At 29.6% G+C, this 17,123-nt stretch carries 14 protein-coding genes and 3 pseudogenes; 10 read left to right on the top strand and 7 right to left on the bottom strand.

Features of this window, described 5'->3' with window-relative positions:
• From WHD08_RS17545 to WHD08_RS17530, 4 genes are read left to right on the top strand one after another with little or no spacing between them, the layout of a single operon-like run.
• Entirely contained in the window at nucleotides 1-309 is a 309-nt protein-coding gene (locus WHD08_RS17545; protein ID WP_166382834.1) for a 2Fe-2S iron-sulfur cluster-binding protein, read from the top strand.
• A 6-nt stretch (nucleotides 310-315) separates the two neighbouring features.
• Complete coding sequence (locus WHD08_RS17540; protein ID WP_166382832.1) at nucleotides 316-1,557, top strand: NAD(P)/FAD-dependent oxidoreductase; 1,242 nt, start codon at nucleotides 316-318, stop codon at nucleotides 1,555-1,557.
• An 11-nt stretch (nucleotides 1,558-1,568) separates the two neighbouring features.
• Nucleotides 1,569-2,681, top strand: a complete 1,113-nt coding sequence (locus WHD08_RS17535) for a Zn-dependent alcohol dehydrogenase (protein WP_166382830.1) — start codon at nucleotides 1,569-1,571, stop codon at nucleotides 2,679-2,681.
• A 1-nt stretch (nucleotide 2,682) separates the two neighbouring features.
• Nucleotides 2,683-3,480 carry an alpha/beta hydrolase gene (locus WHD08_RS17530; protein WP_166382828.1) on the top strand — a complete coding sequence of 266 codons (798 nt, stop codon included), beginning with the start codon at nucleotides 2,683-2,685 and terminating at the stop codon, nucleotides 3,478-3,480.
• Between the two features lie 252 nt (nucleotides 3,481-3,732).
• On the opposite strand, the gene WHD08_RS17525 is transcribed toward WHD08_RS17530, so the two are convergent.
• From WHD08_RS17525 to WHD08_RS17500, 7 genes and pseudogenes are all read right to left on the bottom strand, one after another.
• A complete protein-coding gene (locus WHD08_RS17525) occupies nucleotides 3,733-4,935 on the bottom strand; it encodes a site-specific integrase (RefSeq protein ID WP_208889884.1) in 1,203 nt (400 codons plus the stop codon).
• A 405-nt stretch (nucleotides 4,936-5,340) separates the two neighbouring features.
• Nucleotides 5,341-6,297, bottom strand: a pseudogene (locus WHD08_RS17520) (ISAon1 family transposase).
• A gap of 16 nt (nucleotides 6,298-6,313) precedes the next feature.
• On the bottom strand, nucleotides 6,314-6,529 hold the full coding sequence (locus tag WHD08_RS18655; RefSeq protein ID WP_422894405.1) for an ISAon1 family transposase N-terminal region protein: 216 nt from the start codon (nucleotides 6,527-6,529) through the stop codon (nucleotides 6,314-6,316).
• A gap of 87 nt (nucleotides 6,530-6,616) precedes the next feature.
• Nucleotides 6,617-6,769 (bottom strand): annotated as a pseudogene (locus tag WHD08_RS17515) (fructose-bisphosphatase class I); the annotation flags it as partial.
• Between the two features lie 62 nt (nucleotides 6,770-6,831).
• Nucleotides 6,832-7,986: an iron-containing alcohol dehydrogenase gene (locus tag WHD08_RS17510; protein ID WP_208889885.1), complete on the bottom strand. Its 1,155-nt coding sequence runs from the start codon at nucleotides 7,984-7,986 to the stop codon at nucleotides 6,832-6,834.
• 234 nt (nucleotides 7,987-8,220) lie between these two features.
• On the bottom strand, nucleotides 8,221-8,388 hold the full coding sequence (locus WHD08_RS17505) for a hypothetical protein (protein ID WP_208889886.1): 168 nt from the start codon (nucleotides 8,386-8,388) through the stop codon (nucleotides 8,221-8,223).
• A 1,179-nt stretch (nucleotides 8,389-9,567) separates the two neighbouring features.
• Entirely contained in the window at nucleotides 9,568-10,341 is a 774-nt protein-coding gene (locus WHD08_RS17500) for an XRE family transcriptional regulator (protein ID WP_165734183.1), read from the bottom strand.
• An 83-nt stretch (nucleotides 10,342-10,424) separates the two neighbouring features.
• On the opposite strand from WHD08_RS17500, the pseudogene WHD08_RS17495 reads away from it, so the two are divergent.
• From WHD08_RS17495 to WHD08_RS17470, 6 genes and pseudogenes are all read left to right on the top strand, one after another.
• Nucleotides 10,425-10,698 (top strand): annotated as a pseudogene (locus WHD08_RS17495) (DNA polymerase IV); the annotation flags it as partial.
• A 243-nt stretch (nucleotides 10,699-10,941) separates the two neighbouring features.
• Nucleotides 10,942-12,099 carry a tyrosine-type recombinase/integrase gene (locus WHD08_RS17490; RefSeq protein ID WP_165734181.1) on the top strand — a complete coding sequence of 386 codons (1,158 nt, stop codon included), beginning with the start codon at nucleotides 10,942-10,944 and terminating at the stop codon, nucleotides 12,097-12,099.
• A gap of 816 nt (nucleotides 12,100-12,915) precedes the next feature.
• On the top strand, nucleotides 12,916-13,470 hold the full coding sequence (locus WHD08_RS17485) for a hypothetical protein (RefSeq protein WP_340833048.1): 555 nt from the start codon (nucleotides 12,916-12,918) through the stop codon (nucleotides 13,468-13,470).
• A gap of 240 nt (nucleotides 13,471-13,710) precedes the next feature.
• Nucleotides 13,711-14,376 carry a hypothetical protein gene (locus WHD08_RS17480; protein ID WP_340833040.1) on the top strand — a complete coding sequence of 222 codons (666 nt, stop codon included), beginning with the start codon at nucleotides 13,711-13,713 and terminating at the stop codon, nucleotides 14,374-14,376.
• 1,430 nt (nucleotides 14,377-15,806) lie between these two features.
• Nucleotides 15,807-16,355 (top strand): hypothetical protein, encoded by a 549-nt coding sequence (locus WHD08_RS17475; RefSeq protein WP_208889887.1) that lies wholly within the window; start codon nucleotides 15,807-15,809, stop codon nucleotides 16,353-16,355.
• On the top strand, nucleotides 16,352-16,978 hold the full coding sequence (locus tag WHD08_RS17470) for a DUF4145 domain-containing protein (protein ID WP_208889888.1): 627 nt from the start codon (nucleotides 16,352-16,354) through the stop codon (nucleotides 16,976-16,978). Before WHD08_RS17475 ends, WHD08_RS17470 begins: the two co-directional genes overlap by 4 nt.
• Nucleotides 16,979-17,123: the final 145 nt, after the last annotated feature.

The following is a 17,123-nucleotide window of genomic DNA, read 5'->3' as shown; positions in this document are numbered from 1 at the left end:
ATGGCAAAAATAACATTTATAACAGCAGACAACGAATCAATAACTGTTGAAGGTACTTCTGGTTCAGTAATGGAATTAGCAGTAAATAATAACATAAAAGGAATAGATGGAGATTGTGGTGGTGTTTGCTCCTGCGCTACATGTCATGTACATGTTGAACCAGAATTTGTAGCAAAAACAGGGCAAGCAGAAGAACTAGAAAATGATATGTTAGAATTTGATGATTTAACAAACGAATACAGTCGTCTTTCTTGTCAGCTTCAAGTAAGTGAAGATTTAGATGGAGTTGTTTTTAAAGTTGCAAAATAAATTTTGATGTTAGATACAGCGAATCAAGTTTGTGTAGTTATTGGAGCAAGTCATGCAGGTGTTAATTTTGCTTTCAATTTAAGAAAAGAAGGTTGGCAAGGAGAAGTTATATTATTTGATTCAGATCCAAATATTCCATATCACAGACCTCCATTATCAAAATCTTACATCATCGATGGAGATTTAAATAGCAACCTTTTAAAACCGCTTGAAAGCTATAAAAAAGACAACATCACTTTAAAATTAGGGGTAAAAGTTTCTTCAATTAATAGAAATAACAGAACAATTTCTATTGAAAATAAAGGAACTCAAAAATATGATAAATTAGTAATAGCAACAGGTGCAAGACCATTTATTCCACCAATTTCTGGAATAGATTCTGCCGCCAATTTATTTCCTATGAGAACAGCTAATGATGCAATAGAAATAAAAAAAGCTATTGATTCATCAGAAAAAAAGCGAGTAATCATTATTGGTGGAGGTTATATTGGTCTTGAAACTGCAGCGTCATTAAAAAAGACAGGTGCATCAGTAACAGTTTTAGAGAGAGAAGAACGTATTTTAGCTAGAGTTACCGCTCCAGTTATGTCAGATTATTTTATGGAATTACATCAACAAAATGATGTTCAAATTCTTACAAATAACAATGTCTCTTTTATAAAAACTGAGAACGGTCTGAATACTATTTTTTGTGATAATGAAACTTCTTTTGAAGCAGACATTGTCATTGTCGGTGTTGGTATTAGAGTAAATACTGAACTTGCTGATACTGCTGGTTTAGAAATTGAACAAGGAATTAAAGTCAATGAATTCTCACAAACAAATGACGAGAATATTTATGCTATTGGTGATTGTACTTTTCATTACAACCCACACTACAAAAGATATCTACGTTTAGAATCTGTTCAAAATGCGGTAGATCAAAGTAAAGTTGCAGCGGCATCAATTTGCGATAAACAACTTGTTTATGACACGATTCCCTGGTTTTGGTCAGATCAATATGATGTAAAACTACAAATGGTTGGTTTATCAAATGGGTATAATGATGTGATTGTTAGAAAAGAAGAAACGGAAAACACTAGTTTTTCTGTTTGGTATTTTAAAGATGATGCATTATTAGCTGTAGATGCAATAAACAATGGAAAAGCCTTTGTTTTAGGTACAAGATTTATCAAAGGGAAACAAAAAATTAATAAAACGAAGTTGGTTGATGTTTCAATACCAATGAAACCTACAACATTTTTATAAAAAATAAATTTATGAGTATACAATCTAAATCTGCAATTGCAAAAGGGGATGGTTCTTTTATTATTGACACGATAACAATCTCAGACCCAAAAGGGGATGAGATTATTGTAAAAATAAAAGCTGCTGGTTTATGTCACACAGATCACGATTCTTTAAACTGGGGAAAACCAATTATTTTAGGTCATGAAGGTGCAGGAATTATAGAAAAAATTGGCGCCGATATTACCGATTTTAAAATAGGTGACAAAGTTATTTTAAACTGGGCAACACCTTGTATGAAATGTTTTCAATGTCAAGAAGGCAACCAGCATATTTGTGAAAATAATTCACCTGTAACTGCTGGTGGAAATGGTTATACTCCTGGTCATGCACATTTAGAAGGCTCTAAGTGGAATAATCAACCTATAGAACGTTCTTTTAATATTGGTACGTTGGCAGAATATGCTTTGGTAAAAGAATCTGCTTGTGTAAAATTAGAAAGCGAAATGCCAATGCCTTCAGCAAGTATAATTAGTTGTGGAGTAATGACAGGTTACGGTTCTGCTGTAAATACAGCGAAAGTTACTGCCGGAAGTTCTGCCGTAATTTTAGGAACTGGAGGTGTTGGTTTAAACGTAATTCAAGGTGCTAGAATATCTGGAGCAGCAAAAATAATTGCCATTGATATTAATGCTGAACGTTTAGAAATGGCAAAACAATTTGGAGCAACCCATACTATTCTAGCAAATAAAAATGATATTGGATTGATGAAAGCATCAGAAGAAGTAAAGAAGTTAACAGAAGGAAGAGGTGCTGATTTTGCTTTTGAGTGTACTGCTATTCCTGCTTTAGGCGCTGCTCCTTTAGCGATGATCAGAAATGCTGGAACCGCTGTTCAAGTTAGTGGAATTGAAGAAACGATTAGTATTGACATGAACCTTTTTGAATGGGATAAAATTTACATCAATCCATTATACGGGAAATGTAGACCACAAATAGATTTTCCGAAATTGGTGAATTTATATGATAAAGGCGATTTATTATTAGACGAAATGATTACCAGAACATATCCTTTAGAAGAATTACAACAGGCTTTTGATGATATGTTAGCGGGTAAAAATGCAAAAGGTGTAATTGTATTTTAATATGAAAAGTAGCTTTAAAACCGTAGAACTTTCAGATTTAAACTTTGAATCTCAAGGATTAAGATTCTTAACCGTAAAAACGCCTAATTTAAAAGGAAGAGGAGACATTTGCCTATATGTTCCAGAAGTTGATAATTTTGATAACCTTCCTATTTACATCTTATTACATGGTGTTTATGGAAGTGCTTGGATTTGGGCAATGAAAGGTGGTGCGCATGTAACTACAGAAAAACTAATTAAAAATAACACGATTAAACCTGCGATTATTGCAATGCCTTCTGATGGACTTTGGGGAGATGGTTCTGCATATTTTTCTCATCATCAAAAACAATTTGATAATTGGATTGTAAATGATGTGATTACTGCAATAAAAGAAAATATTCCTGAAGCAAAAAACTCAACTTCTACTTGCATAGGTGGTTTGTCTATGGGCGGTTATGGTGCTTTATCTTTAGGCGGAAGATTTCCTGAAAAATTTAAAGCAATTTCTGGACATAGTTCTATTACAAAACTAGAACAAATGCAACTGTTTACAGATGATTCTTTAGACGAATATCTAAAGGAAAGTAAAACGTCAAATTTAATAGATATTTTAAAGAAAAATAAAACAAGCTTACCTCCTATTCGTTTTGATTGTGGTGTTAATGATTCTTTATTTGAAGCTAATAAATTACTTCATAAAGAACTTATAAAGGAAAATATCCCCCATAATTTTGAAGAATTTAAAGGCGGACACGAATGGTCTTATTGGATAGAGCATTTAGAAAAAACATTACTTTTTTTTGATAAATTGGTTTAAAAAAATCTTACATATAAGATTAATTATTTTCAATAATAAATTGAACAGAAAACTCAACTCCTTCTGAATAAAAATATATTAATTTTATTAAAACAGAAATATAAAAATAGATAATCTAGAAAAAGCTTTTTAAAAAATGGGGTTAGAAATTGAAATGATATCTCTTTTAACAAGTACTCTTGATAAAGAACAAACGAAATTTTAAAAGTAAAAAAGCCATCATTTAATATTCAAATTATCTATTCTTTTTACTTAAAACTCCACAACTTTATCTAAAGCATCATCAATATCTTGTTGCATAAAATTAGACTGATACAAAATAGTAGTTGTAATTGAAGAGTGTCTGTATAACTTTTGAAGCATTTGAATTGTAATTTTATCACCTGAAATATTACCAAAACTATGACGAGCAATGTGCATCGTTAGTTTTTTGTCAATACCCGCTTTATCCGCTACCATTTTCAAACGTCTATTAAAGTTTCTTGTAGCAGTCTTTATTCTCGTTTTCAAATACCTATCATCATCTAAATCAACACCTTCCAACTCTTTAAAAAGATAAACTGTTTCCTCATTTTTCTCTAACTGACTAAGAATACCTATTACTTTATTTGGAATTTTTAAAGAAACAAGTTTTTTATTTTTGCCCATTCTATAATGCAACCTATTATCTAAAAAATCTGTCCACTTCAATAATAAAACATCACTAACTCTAATTCCGGCAAAATAAAAACTAAGTAACCAAGCATTTAAGGCATATTGTTGTGCCTGAGTGAGGTCTTTTATATTTTCTAAAATTTTAATTTCTTCAATAGTTAAACCTATCTTAACTGATTCCGGAAACCTTATCTGATACTTCCCTCTACCAAATGGATAACTTACATTTTTAATCGAAAAATCAGAAATAGCAATATTCAGAATTGTTCGGATTGTAATCATATAATTTGCAATCGTTCTTTTAGATAGATTCCTTTTAGTTGATAAATGATTTTCAAATTCCTTCATCAAACGTACATCAAAATCACCTAAGTTAAATGTATCTTTTTTAATGAAATTTTTAAAAACTTGAAGGCGCTGTTTTTCTATATCTACCTGATGGAATTGTTTTCGATTTTTTAATTGATTCAAATAATAGTTTGATACTAGAAAAAAGTCTTCGTTTTTTTTATTTAAAACTTTACTTTTTATAGCTGTTACCGACTGATAGTTCGTTTCCATCTCAGCATCAATTAACTTTTTATTGACCTCAGACTTTTTATTCAAAATAAGTTGATTGATATACAAAAAATCTGGATGTGACTTCTTAACAGCACAATTTTTATTATCCCAGTCAATTTGTTTTATATATTGACCGATATAAATAAAAGTAGCTTTTCTATCTTTTATAATCCTAAGTGCAATAGGATATAATTTTTGAGAATTTGCTTTTTTCCTTAAAACTGCTTTAATTGAAGACACCTTAATAAATTTATTAAGCTAAAGATACAAAATTTAGGTACAACATAGGTACAACATTTGATGATATTATATGATATTATTCAATATCAAACAAAATTAAAACACAACTAACTAATTGATTTACAGGTGATTTAGTTTTATTTAATATATCTAATTTATAATTCATAACCCTGAGGTCACGGGTTCAAATCCCGTTCTCGCTACAAGTACAAATCAATTACAAGACAACAGTTTAGTTCATTCTAAACTGTTTTTTTATGCATAACATTCAAGAATTCCTTACCTTTAACTCTAAAATTGAACACGATTTAGAACACGATTTGGAAAACAAAAGACAATTCTCTCTTCCTAAAATATATTCTGCAAAAGAAAAGGATCAAGTCCAAAAGTTGTGGGATTTAGTATTTATGCGTAAATATTTGAGAGTCTAAAAAGGAAGAATTCAATATTTCTAACACCTATAAATTGTGCTCTAAATGCTTTAATTTTAGCATTAAACGATTCTGCAGTAGCATTTGTACTTCTATTGTCAAAATAGTTGATTATATTCTGATAATGTATAGACATTGTTCTAGCAATGCTATTAAAGCTTTTAAATTTTGCTTGTCTTACCTTTTCATCCCATTTAGCAAGTCTAATTAAGGCAACAGTTTTATCTTTTGTTTGATTATAAATCCAGGATAAGTTTTGACATAAATTGTATGCCTTTTCTATATCTGGATAATTTTTAAATAGTATTTCAGCTCTTTCCTGTTGGGTGTTATTCCATTTGTTACTAGATTTATATAATAGATATCTACTTCTAGCTAATAATTATTTTAGAGTATCTCCATTTGGTTGTAGTTCAGGAACATATTTTAAGGAGTTATTTCTAGCGTTTTCTATGGCATCGTTTTCTTTATCTATTGCTTCCCAACGATGTTTAATTCTTATTTCTTGCAAAGCATCTAAAGCTAATTTTTGTACATGAAATCGATCTATAACTAATACTCCTTTTGGAAATGATTTTTTAACGATTAACCCCATGTTTCCTGCCATATCTAAGGTCACTTCAATTACTTTTTTTCTCTGTTTTAAAGCTATTTTATGAAGAATTCTAATAACATCTTCAGCTTTAGTACCTTTAATCATAGCTAGTAAAGCACCTTTCTTTCCATTCGCATTTTTATTAGTCACGATAGTATATAAATCTCCATTAGAAAATGCTGTTTCATCTATGGAAAGATAACTTCCAATATTTTCAGGAAAAAGTAACCATTGTTCAGCATGCGGTTTTTGGTTCCATTGCTTAAAATCACTTAAATAATCTTTGTATTGTCTCTGTAAGCTCCTTGGGTTAACTCCGTAAAAGTTAGCGACGATACTTATGCTTGTGGCGTTATTGTTGACTGATTTGTTTTAAAAAAGCAGCAAATTCACTAGTAATCCTAGTGCCTTTTGCTACTAATTTCCAATCTCTTACAACTACTTTCTTAGAGCTTTCTTCCACCCAACGTCGTCTAATAACATGTAGAAAAACGTTTTTACCTCGGATTGGAAAATCTTGAATAGTTGCTTCTGGAAAAAAGCCTTTAGAACTTAATTTTAGTACTATAAATTCATCAGGAATTGTATTTAATTCTGTAAAATGGAAATGAAGTTCTCCTTGTTTTACCTAGTGTTTGGTTAATTTAAAATAATCATCTACTAACCCCGCTTGATTTACTTTGTGATTAACTGTTTTAGCAGCTAATCTTATTGCGTTTAACAGACTAGATAATTCACCACTTGAATAAGCGAAAGCTGATTGATTTTCGATAATAAATTCACCTAAAGTTGGTTTTTGACTATTCATAGACACTTACATTAAAAATAATAATTAATTAAATATGGTAAAATCTTTTTTTTATAAAAATACTACATTGCGGCTTTATAGATTGCAATGGTATCTTCTAAAGTAACTTCCCTAGGGTTTCCTCCAGTACATACATCTTCTAAGGCATTTTTAGCCATTTCAGCAAAATCTTCTTCTTTTACACCTAATTCTTTTAGTCCAGAAGGAATTCCTACAGATTTTGATAAAGCTTTAATTGCAGAAATAGCTGCATTGGCTCCTTGTGTGTCGCTCATTTCTAAAACGCCCACTCCCATAGCTCTTGCTACTCTTTTTAATTTATGGGCACAAGCAGGTAAGTTGAACGCTTCTACGTGAGGTAATAAAATTGCATTTGCAACACCATGAGGCATGTCATACATTCCTCCTAATTGATGCGCCATAGAATGCACATAACCAAGTCCTGCATTAGAAAATGCTTGTCCTGCAATAAATTGCCCCCAAGCCATTTTACTTCTTGCTTCTAAATTTTTACTATCTACAACCGCAATTTCTAAGCTTTGAGAAATTAATTTAATTGCTTCTAATGCCAAAGCATCAGACCAACCAAAAGCTCCTTTTGTTACATACGTTTCAATAGCATGTGTTAAGGCATCCATTCCTGTTGCTGCAGTTAACCCTGCAGGCATACCTATCATTAATTCTGGATCGTTTACAGCAATTGATACTAAACAATTTTTATCAACCATCACCATTTTTATATGACGTTCCGCATCGGTAATCACATAATTAATAGTAACCTCACTCGCTGTACCAGCAGTTGTATTAATTGCTACAATTGGTAACGCTGCCTTTTTTGACATATTAATACCGTCGTAATCTTTAATATCGCCACCATTTGTTGCTAAAATACCAATAGCCTTACCACAATCTTGTGGAGAACCACCTCCTAGAGTCAATACAAAATCACATGAATTGTCTTTTAACAATTCTAAACCTGCGTTTACATTTTGGCAAGTAGGGTTCGGTTGCACTTTATCAAAAAGGACTACTTCAATATCTGAAGCTTCCATTACATCAATAATTTTTTGAGCAACACCAATTTTCACCAAAACTTCATCGGTAACAAAAAGTGCTTTTTTGTAAGGTAAACTTTTTAATTCTTCACCTAAATCATTTAAAGCACCAGGGCCAATTAAACTTAATGGCGGTAAGTAAATTCTTCTATTCTGTAACATATTCTATTTATTTTATATAATTTTTCATTAATAAAGCAGCACCTAAGGCACTTTCGTTTTTACAATCTGAAGTTTTAATAATAATAATAATAATGTCTTTTTTCAACAGCGTTAAATATTTAATAAAGATTTCATTTTTATTAAACCTGCCAAAAATATGAATGTTTTTTATTGACTTGTCTTTGTCTGTTATTAAATTAATACCTGCAATTACTTTTTTAGAAATTTCGAATATTATTGATAATAGGCTGTCTGGTAAGAACCAAAATATTTAAATAGATTCTCATTTGCTTCAAAATTAGTATCTATACCATCAGATATAAAAATCTGTACATTTTCTATAATTAATTTTTGACATAATTTTTCATCTAAAGCAAGGTTTAAGTGTTTGTCTTCATTCACTTTATAACTCCTACTTGCTTCACCTTAAATAACAAACAAAGTTTGATTATTTTTAAATTCTATTTACACTTTTGATAGAAGTGCTTCATATTTTTAGTAAAGCTGACTTCACAAAAGTATTTATATCTCATACAAGATTAAATATGTGAAATCCGCACTTTTGTATCTAATTTAAACAACTCACTTATATAAGTTTTCAAAAAAGAGAACATTAGAAGACCTTCCTCCCTCTTTCATAATTTTAAACACTCAAAATTTAAAATACAATTTTATAGGCACTGGTAGCTAAAATTATGATATCTCTATAATATTACCTTCCTTTTCTGAAGAATTTATTGGAACAAAATGAAGAAAGCGAATTAATACTTATTGAAGAAACTTACTAAAAGACAGCACAGAGAACTTATATATAAAATCACCTTTTACTTTTCTCTATTTTTCAAAAAACGTGGCATTCTTACTTCTAGCAGCTATTTAACAAGGGGTTTTGATGAAATAATTATTTTGCTGCATAAAATTAGATTGATACAAAATAGTAGTTGTAGTTGATGAATGTTTATATAGCTTTTGAAGCATTTGAGTTGTAATTTTATCACCTGAAATATTCCCAAAACTATGACAGGCGATGTGCATGGTTAGTTTTTATCAATTCCTACTTTATCTGCTACCATTTTTAAGCGTCTATTAAAGTTTCTTGTAGTAGTCTTTATTCTCGCTTTCAAATATCAGTCATCATCTAACCCTGAGGTCACGGTTTCAAATCCCGTTCTCGCTACAAGTAAAATCACCTACAAAACAACAGTTTTGTTCACGCTAAACGGTTGTTTTATGCATAACATTCAAGTACTCCTTTCCTTTAAATCTAAAATTGAACACGATTTAGAGCACGATTTGGAAAACAAAAAACAATTCTCTATTTCTAAAATATACTCTGCTAAAGAAAATTTATCAAAACGATGGTGTGTCTATTTTTTTTTAGATGCCTTTAAACGAGTAAACTAAAAAGAATGCAAAATATTTATGGAAAAGCAAATTTTTCACAAAAAAAAAGAAGAACGTTTACAAATTCTAACTTCCTATAGAAAAAGGGAAATTGATCCTAGTGCTTTTTTAATTAAAAACATCACTAAAAACGAATACCTGACCTCGTATCGGAAAAATTTCTTCTTGAAACAATATTTAAATCAGAGACTTCTTCAAAGCTTCTAACTCCACTCCTAACCCATTAAACATTTGAATAATACTACTCAATTTTAATTCGTGTTCTTCATATTCTTGTGTATTAATACTGCAGGTAAATTTCCATAATTCTAAAATTTCAGAAACAGGCACTTCATAAGGTTGATAAGAAGGATTATCTGGTTTCAATAAAAAAGATTGCCTTTCTTCTACTCTATTCTCTAACCTTTTATATGTCATTCCATCGTCTTTTGTAACTACAATATAAGAGAGTCCACTTTTAGCTTCTTTTATATCTTCTACAAATTCTGCCACTACATAAGAACCGTCTTTCATGGGCAACATAGAATTTCCTTTTATCGGAAAAGCTCTGTGTTTTCCTGTTGGTAAAAAAGGTAATTTTATTTTTTGCAATTGCTCAATATATTCAGGATCGTCATACCCTAACAAATAACCTGCAGATGCTTTTGCCGAAACCACCTCAATCAAATTTTCATTTTCAGCATCAATACTTATCGGAAACAATACTCTTTTATTTCCAACTTCAATAAAAGAAACATCTTTTGCTTTTGTCAAATCATTTCTTACAATAATATCTATTGGCAGCTTAAAGTAATTAGAAAAATCTATCAAAAAATCGATGCTAGGCGACGACCTACCCTCTTCATAAGAACTTATTCTTGATCTTGTTACCGACAATTCTTCCGCCAGAGACTCTTGCGTTAACCCTTTTAAACCTCTTAAATGTTTGATGTTTTTTGATAAATTACACATAAAGCTACAATATTAAACACCAAATGTATGGATTTATAGCCAACTTTACATCGTGAAAAAAAATATTTTACATCTCGATTTATTCAAAATTACGTCAGTGGATTATTAAAGAAAGTAGATTGCCTATTTCCTTCGGAATGTCGCAAAACAAAATTGTTTCTAAAATTGCCACTAGAGAAGCAAAAACTAAATAATCAATTATAGATTGAAGCAGGTTTTAAAAAAGATATTTTAGCACCTTTATCAATTAAAAAAAAGTCTTCTGTAGGCAATAAAACCTATCAAATTCTTAGAAACCTTGGTGTTGATAAAATAAAAATGATTAAAGAAATGCCTTTAGAAATGAGGACAAGCATTTGGGTTAAAAATAGATGATAATAGTAATTGTTTTGATGCTGTCCATTTTACAAATGTGATACACAATAAATGCAATAGGTATTTATGTTTGTTATGATAAAATTACCAATCGTTTTGTTTTATGTAGCATGAATATAATTCAATCTAAAAAATAAATATTACTGGTGATCCAAAATGTTGAATTAGATATAATTCCCCAAATAATTGATTATTTATATAATTTTCATTAAATTTAAGTGCTTTATGAAAAAAATACCTACAATTTTATTAGAACAAAAGACTTATAAAAACGAGTCTCAATTACTCGTTAAATTCAAATATAACAATTCTTTAATCAATTTGATGAGAAAAATCCCTGATGCTACTTGGAGTTATTCTTTAAAATCTTGGTATGTAAAAGACACTACAAAAAATTTAGCTTTAATTTTAAATACTTTTAAAAACATAACCACCGTAGATTCTAGCAAACTACCTAAAAAGAAAAATTTTAAACGAAATTTAACCGAAGATCAGAAAAAACTTCTAAATAATTTCTACTTATACTTAAAAGGTAAAAGATATAGTGATAGCACTATACAAACCTACACGTTCTTTGTTGCAGATTTTGTTAATTTTCACAAAAAAACTCCCCTAGAAGAATTAACAAATAGAGATGTTGAACACTTTATTGAAAAGGTGTTTATAGAACGTAAATATTCTATTAGTTCACAAAGACAGTTTATAAGTGCTTTAAAGATTTTTATAAACTTTTACCCACAGACAAAAATTAATGACCTAGTATTAGAGAGACCAAAAAAATCAAGAAAATTACCTAATGTTTTGTCACAGGAAGAAGTTTTAGAGATTATTAGGTGTACGCAGAACTTAAAACACAGAGCATGTATAGCTTTAATTTATTCTTGCGGTTTACGAATAAGTGAATTGATTAATTTGAAGTTGTCTAATTTTCATATTGAGAGAAAGCAATTAATAATAGAAAATGCTAAAGGAAGAAAAGATAGGTATGTAAGTTTAGCCGATAGTTTTTTACCTTTGTTATCTAATTATTACCATTCTTATAAACCAAAGATATACTTTGTTGAAGGACAAAATGGAGGGAAATATAGTCCAGAAAGTGTTCGTCAGTTTTTAAGAAAAAGTTGTTCAAGAGCAAAAATTAAAAAACCTGTTACACCACATACTTTAAGACATAGTTATGCTACCCATTTATTAGAAAATGGTGTAGATATAAGGTATATTCAATCGTTATTAGGGCACTCTAGGCCTGAAACAACAATGATCTACACTCATGTACAACGTAAAGATTTAATGAAGATTCAGAATCCGCTAGATATTGCCTTACAAAAAATAAAGCATGAAGATAAAGACAAGTCAAATGTTTTATTATCCCGTAATATTTAACTAAAAAACAATATATTTGTTTGCATATAACCGGTTGGGCGTAAGTTAAAAGGAAACTCAGATAAGCTATAAAAATTCGTTATTTTAAAGACAAAATAACCATAAAAAAAGTGAAATATTGAATTTTAAGATAATTTAGAAAAACTGAAAAATTTAGAGTTTCAAGAAAACGAAAAATTGAACGCAACCAAACTTTGTAAAAACTAAAATTTCAAGATTTAAGACAATTTTGAAAAAACTGAAAAATTTAGAGTTTTAAGAAAACAAAAAATTGAATGTAGCCAAACTTTGAAAAACTAAAATTTCAATATTTAAGACAATTTTGAAAAAACTGAAAAATCTAGAGTTTTAAGAAAACAAAAAATTGAACGTTGCCAAACTTTGAGAGAACCAAAATTTCAAGATTTAAGACAATTTAGAAAAAATTGAAAAATCTAGAGTTTTAAGAAAATGAAAAACTGAACGCAGTCAAACTTTGTGAGAACTAAAATTTCAAGGTTTAATACAATTTAGAAAAACTGAAAAATTTAGAGTTTTAAGAAAACGAAAATGTTCTGAATGTAAATTGAAAATTAAAATAATTAGGAATTTAATTTAAAAAAATCGATAAATAAAATAACCTACGCCCAACACCGTGTATAAAAAATTGCTTATTTTTATCCTAACCAAAAGTAGTTGCTTTTTTGTGAACATCAATTTTCCTGCGGAAAATAGCCGTTCACTTTAAACGCAACTTTCAATACACAACAACGTTGTGGTGCATTACAACATTGAATCCAAGAAACCTGAATTAATCACTCGAAAATTAAAAACTAAATGAATTTCTCAAAACATTGTGATTTATGTGAAAATGAAATAACATCTCTTGAGAAAGGATTGACTTGTAAATTAACTAACAAAAAGCCTGAATTTAAGAATACTTGTCCAGAAATTAAACTTGATAATAAATTTGTGAAAAAATTAGAAATTGCTAATTTGGAACTCGAAACAATAAAAAAAAAGAAAAACACAATTCTATTTTCTTTTTTCTTTTTAATAATAGTTGGATTTTTATTAATTTATAAAAGTAGTGCTTTTGCTAAAATGATGCTCAGTCCTATTTACTTTTGGTATTACAAAGTTGGACTAATTAGTGTCGGAGTTTCAAACATAATAGTTGCTTGCTTTAAACTAAGAGCATTTAAGGGGGAATTTGGAACTGCAAGACATAAGAAAAATAATATAGAAGAAGTATTAGAAAAATACGGAATTTGTTACGAATTGAAACTTGATTTTAAAGAAAAAATACACGGAATTCAAGAAGTAATTGTAAAAATGAATTTCAAAAATTGGAAAAAGAAACAAACCGAAACAATATATAAAATTAGCTGACAAAAAAATCTATTTAGGAAAACAAAAAAGCTGAATAATATATAAAGAATTGAAGGGAAAAATAAAAAACGACACCACAACACCGTATAAACTTTATTGCTGGTTTTAGCTCACTTGGGAAATTCCTTCGGAATTTCGCCGTTCGTGTTTTATTTAGTAAATTCACTGCTTAATCAACGCAACAAAGCTTATACAACAACGTTGTACACAATTAAAAAAAAATCGAACAGAGATTAAGAAATGAACAAAATTGACAAAATTGGAATATCATTATTAGTTCTTGGATTTTTAATCCCATTCTTTATTTATTTCGGTTTTATAATCGGACTTCCAATTTATATTATTGGAATTATTATACTTCTATTTGGAAATCTAAAAATTAAACAAAAATTGCTTTGGATTTTAATACCAGCAATTTTGTTTGTTCCAGTTTCGAAAATCTATTCTTCCGTTTCGTTTTATTTTGCTGACATTCAGAAATTCGACATAATTCTACCCGAAAATTTTAAAGGAACAGCGATAATAATCGACAATTCTGATTTTGGTCAAACTTTCGAAAAAAAACATAGACGTGAGCAAATAATATTCGATGAAAACGGAATTGCATTTTATCCAACGGAATTAGAAATGGACAGGTCAAAGTTTAGAGTTTTTACCAAACAAAAAAATGGAGAATTAAAACAAATACTATTAAGTTCGGAGACTTCTGAAAAAAACACACTTTTAGCCTATGGAGAAAGTCGTTTTGAAAAAACTGTAGAATCTGAAATCAAATATATTCCGTATGATTTTGTAAGAATTGGAAAAGATTTTAAAGAACAAAGTAATACCGAAAAAAGATGCGAATTGATTGAACAAATAAAGGAAGGGAAATTAAAAACTGTGTACAACACCGTGTATAATTAATTGCTGGTTTTAGCCAATTTACGAAAGTCCAAACGGACTTTCTTGGTTCGTGTTTTATTTAGTAAATTAGTCGCTTAAAACACGCAACTAACCATACACAACAACGTTGTAAAAAACTAGCTGAAAGTATAATTTAAGAACAACAGATATTTAAAAATACATTTAGCTTTAAAGTCTGAAAACTCAAAAAAGCGAAATAAAACGTTTGAAAAATTAGGTTTTTGAAACACTCTTTCGTGAATCAAAATTTTGAAAAAAATAGAAGGTTTTTAGAATTTTAAGAAAGGAAAAATAGTTCTTTTCGTTCGGAGTTTTAAAACGCAAAAAAAAGGAAAAAGTTTGCGGAATTTAGCTTGTTTGAAAATATCTAAAAACTTGAAACTTCATTACTGTTTGAAACTAAAATCGCTGAATTGACAAAGTGTTGAGCAAAAGTCGGAGAAATTCGTTCTTAAAGACAAATTTAGAAAGGCTGAGAGATTTCTAAGAGTAAAATAAAGGTTTACTCATATTCTGAATTAAAAAATTGTGAAAACGCTGAAAAATCAAAATTAAGGAATTTACTCAGAAACTCTAAAAAGGAGAAAAAAGAAATAGGAATTTTATAACTTATAAAGTCGAAATTAAACACGCATTTTACAACACCTTGTATAAAAAATTGCTAAATTTGGCTTAATCAAAGGTTGTTGCATTTTTGTCAACTCCTATTTTCCTACGGAAAATAGCCGTCGACTTAAAACGCAACTTTCCATACAAAACAACGTTGGCAAAAACTGTTGAATCGAGCCGAATACAAGTCATTTAGTAAAATATAATTTTGGCTTTTTTTTAGTTTGTAAATCAGAATTCTGAAAAAACCGGAACACTCTCTCGCGAATCAAAATTTTGAAAAGTTGGAGAATTTTCAAAGTTTCACCAAAAAGGAATTTACTCAAACGCTGAAATCAAAATTGCGGAGAAATCACTCAAATGTGAATTTCTAAACTGGGCGAAATTGAGCAAAATACAGAACAAAAATTGTGCGGAATTTTCTCTAAAACATCATTTAGAAAGGCTGAGAATTTTCTAAAAATTAAACAAAATGAAAATTATTGTCGGAATTAAGCTCGTGAGAAAACACCCAAACGCTAAAAGATCAAAATTGCGGAATTTTTACTCAGAATTTAATTTATCAAGTTTGCAGAATTATAAATGCCTGAAAAATGGAAATTACTGAAATGCGTTGTTGTAAATTAAAAATAATCTGAAAAATGAACGAAATATGGAAATGGAAATAAAATAACGCATTTGCCAACACCTTGTATAAAAAATTGCTAAATTTGGCTTAATCAAAGGTTGTTGCATTTCTGTCAACTTCTATTTTCCTGCGGAAAATAGCCGTCGACTTAAAACGCAACTTTCCATACAAAACAACGTTAGCCACAATTTGAATGACACAATTATCAGAAAATATTAATAGTACTGAATTGAAGGATTTAATCGAAAATTCAGAACAGGATAAAATAGCCGATTTTGTTTATGATAGGTTTTACGAAAGATATATCCGTCCGATTGAAAGTTTAGATAGAAATGACAAAAATGGATTTAGCATAATGGCAGTTTCTTGTCTAATGATAGAGTCTCTCGTTTCTTTTAAAAATGGTTGGGAAGATTCAAAAAATAAAAGTAAAAAAGCATTCCGAAAATTTTTAACTACAGAACCTGAATTTATCGAATTTAAAGAACTTTATAAACCATTTTACATCAATGTTAGATGTGGAATTCTTCATCAATCAGAAACAACTTCTGGTTGGAAATTAATGAGAAAAGGGATGATTTATAATTCGGCAACTAAAACAATCAATGCTACTTTGTTTTTAAATAGATTAAAGAAAACTTTAGAAAATTATAGGCAAACACTTAAAACAGCAGAATGGGATTCTACTGAATGGAATAACTTAAGAAAAAAATTAATAATGATTATAAAAAACTGCGAATGAAACACATACAACCTCAATTGAATAAAGAATCGTTTACTTGTCCAAGTTGCGGAGTTTTAGCAAAGCAAGAGTGGGTAAATAGAGGAATGAGATTTGAAAATAACGGAAACCGTAACCACAACATACTTGGTTCTTCAACCTGCCAGCATTGTAGAGAAACATCAATTTGGGTTCAAGGAAAAATGCATTATCCAGACACAGGAAATTCACCATTTCCAAATCCTGAAATGCCTGAAAATGTTAAAAAAATATATTTAGAAGCTTCTTCAATAAGTAATAAGTCACCTCGAGGAGCTTCTGCATTATTAAGACTTGGAATTCAAGTTTTGTGCAAAGAACTCGGGGAAGAAGGAAAAAATATTAATAGTGATATTGGAAGTTTAGTAAAAAAAGGACTACCAGATATTGTACAACAATCACTGGATATAGTTAGAGTAACTGGAAATGATGCTGTACATCCAGGGCAAATTGATACTGATGACCACAAAACGGTTGGACAACTTTTTGATTTAATTAATGTGATTGTCGAATATATGATTGCATTACCTAAAAAAGTTAGCGGAATTTATTCTACTCTACCAACAGGAAAAATAGATGGAATAAATAAACGAGACGGAAAATAAAAAAACTGTGGCTAACACCGTGTATAATTTATTGCTGGTTTTAGCCAATTTACGAAAGTCCTTTGGGACTTTCTTTGTTCGTGTTTTATTTAGTAAATTCACTGCTTAAAACACGCAACAAATCATACACAACAACGTTGGGTAC

The organism is Polaribacter sejongensis, assembly GCF_038024065.1.
GTDB lineage: Bacteria > Bacteroidota > Bacteroidia > Flavobacteriales > Flavobacteriaceae > Polaribacter > Polaribacter sejongensis.
The sequence above is the reverse complement of the archived record's forward strand: the minus strand, read 5'-3'. Positions and strand labels throughout refer to the sequence as shown.

Bases quoted from the DNA above. Each gene is read 5' to 3' on its own strand.
- WHD08_RS17480 (WP_340833040.1), top strand. From the start codon at position 13,711: ATGAACAAAATTGACAAAATTGGAATATCATTATTAGTTCTTGGATTT.
- WHD08_RS17485 (WP_340833048.1), top strand. From the start codon at position 12,916: ATGAATTTCTCAAAACATTGTGATTTATGTGAAAATGAAATAACATCT.
- WHD08_RS17540 (WP_166382832.1), top strand. From the start codon at position 316: ATGTTAGATACAGCGAATCAAGTTTGTGTAGTTATTGGAGCAAGTCAT.
- WHD08_RS17545 (WP_166382834.1), top strand. From the start codon at position 1: ATGGCAAAAATAACATTTATAACAGCAGACAACGAATCAATAACTGTT.
- WHD08_RS17535 (WP_166382830.1), top strand. From the start codon at position 1,569: ATGAGTATACAATCTAAATCTGCAATTGCAAAAGGGGATGGTTCTTTT.
- WHD08_RS17500 (WP_165734183.1), bottom strand. From the start codon at position 10,341: ATGTGTAATTTATCAAAAAACATCAAACATTTAAGAGGTTTAAAAGGG.
- WHD08_RS17530 (WP_166382828.1), top strand. From the start codon at position 2,683: ATGAAAAGTAGCTTTAAAACCGTAGAACTTTCAGATTTAAACTTTGAA.
- WHD08_RS17490 (WP_165734181.1), top strand. From the start codon at position 10,942: ATGAAAAAAATACCTACAATTTTATTAGAACAAAAGACTTATAAAAAC.
- WHD08_RS17470 (WP_208889888.1), top strand. From the start codon at position 16,352: ATGAAACACATACAACCTCAATTGAATAAAGAATCGTTTACTTGTCCA.
- WHD08_RS17510 (WP_208889885.1), bottom strand. From the start codon at position 7,986: ATGTTACAGAATAGAAGAATTTACTTACCGCCATTAAGTTTAATTGGC.
- WHD08_RS17475 (WP_208889887.1), top strand. From the start codon at position 15,807: ATGACACAATTATCAGAAAATATTAATAGTACTGAATTGAAGGATTTA.